This is a genomic window from Marinagarivorans algicola, assembly GCF_001292705.1.
Taxonomy (GTDB): Bacteria; Pseudomonadota; Gammaproteobacteria; order Pseudomonadales; family Cellvibrionaceae; genus Marinagarivorans; species Marinagarivorans algicola.
On record NZ_LGAK01000100.1, the window covers coordinates 1 to 1,522 of the forward strand.

General features: G+C 44.1%; 1 protein-coding gene and 1 pseudogene. Both read left to right on the plus strand.

Going from position 1 to position 1,522, the window contains the following annotated elements; all coding sequences use genetic code 11:
- Positions 1-5: 5 nt before the first annotated feature.
- Positions 6-112, plus strand: a pseudogene (locus AC438_RS17470) (nitrogen fixation protein NifB); the annotation flags it as partial.
- A 236-nt stretch (positions 113-348) separates the two neighbouring features.
- Entirely contained in the window at positions 349-1,230 is an 882-nt protein-coding gene (locus AC438_RS16330; protein ID WP_162230772.1) for a ketopantoate reductase family protein, read from the plus strand.
- The last annotated feature ends 292 nt before the right edge of the window (positions 1,231-1,522 follow it).

Sequence of the window (1,522 nt, forward strand, 5' to 3'; positions counted from 1 at the left end):
GTTGATTGGACACTACGCCTTACTATCATTGTGTAACACGCTGTATTCGTCGTGCTTTTTTGTGTGGCTATGATCAGTACAGTGAACCCGCTACGAGCACCGCCGCCAGTGGGCAGTTCTTTAGCATCCATGCTATCACTGCATGAGTGAATCCATTCACGTCGTGAAGACCGCTTGATGCTATTGGCTGACGTTTTCGTCATCGTGATTCCAACCCTGTGTTCTGGTCAGCTAAAAACGCCTAATAGCGTGTCCTATTTTAGTTGACTAGAGCAGTTGTACTTGATCATTCAGCGTTATACAGGTGTAATTATCACTATTTATAGTTCAATGAATGATCACCATATTATGGATAGTCACAAACACCATTGGCATATTCTTGGCGCAGGCGCGATTGGTACATTGCTGGCTTTTAAGCTCAGCCAGCAGCAATTGGCGTTTACCCTTATTGGGCGTCATGCTGACAATGAGAGTCGCCATTTTACTGATTTGAATGGTGTGCCACATCACTTGCTTGGCGTTGCGCGTGAGTCGATTGATTATTTGATTATTTGTACGAAATCGACTCAAGCACTAAGTGCATTTAGTGCTATTGAGTCACGCTTGCATTCGCAAAGTGTTGTTATTTGCTTGTTTAACGGGTTGGGGGCTCAGCAAATGATTCAGCAACGAGCTGGTTGCCCGGTTCTGTTTGCAACAACAACAGAGGGGGTGACTCAGGTTGCGCCGGCGAGTTATCGCTATAAAGGCGCAGGTCAAACCTTGGTTGATGCCGCCATTTTGCAACACATGCAGCCAGCAGAGTTGCCCAAGTTATTGCGTACGGTTGATGATATTGAACAGCGTTTAATGCATAAGCTAATTATTAATAGCTTGATTAATCCATTAACTGCCTTGCTCGATTGTGAAAATGGGCAACTGCTATCATCTAAGCCGGCGATGGTTGCTATGCGGTTACTGGCCGAAGAAATAGCCCTTTGGTTGGCGACTTATCGCCATAGGATGCCCGTCGAAGACGTGCTGAAGCTGGCAGTGGACGTTATTCATTTAACGGCTAATAACAGCAGCTCTATGCGACAAGACATCAAAACTCACCGGATGAGTGAAATTGATTTCATTAATGGCTACTGGCTTGCGCATAACCCGCAAAACATCAACCTTGAACACAATCGCTGTGTCGTTGAAAAGCTTAAAGACTTACAAAACACCTTTGGTCAGGTTCAAACGTAATAGCGGCGTTGATGCTTAGCAGTATTCATTTAACACTCGCAGTAATCAAAAGCGATTGTTACCAGCAAAAGTGTAATGCTGTGCAAGGGTAATACTCGTGCAGCGCAGGCCTATTGGCAAGCGTATTCGACCATAATTGAAGTGTTACACTGTCTTTGCCTCTGTGCCTGTATCTGGTAATAGATTGCGCTAAATAGAATCATAAATAGTACTATAAGACTTAAAACAAGACTTAAAACAAGACTTAAAACGAGACTCAGTAAAAAGTATACATTGGGACTGAGGCTAGCAG

Coding starts and splice junctions, on each gene's coding strand:
- AC438_RS16330 (WP_162230772.1), top strand. CDS start 349: ATGGATAGTCACAAACACCATTGGCATATTCTTGGCGCAGGCGCGATT.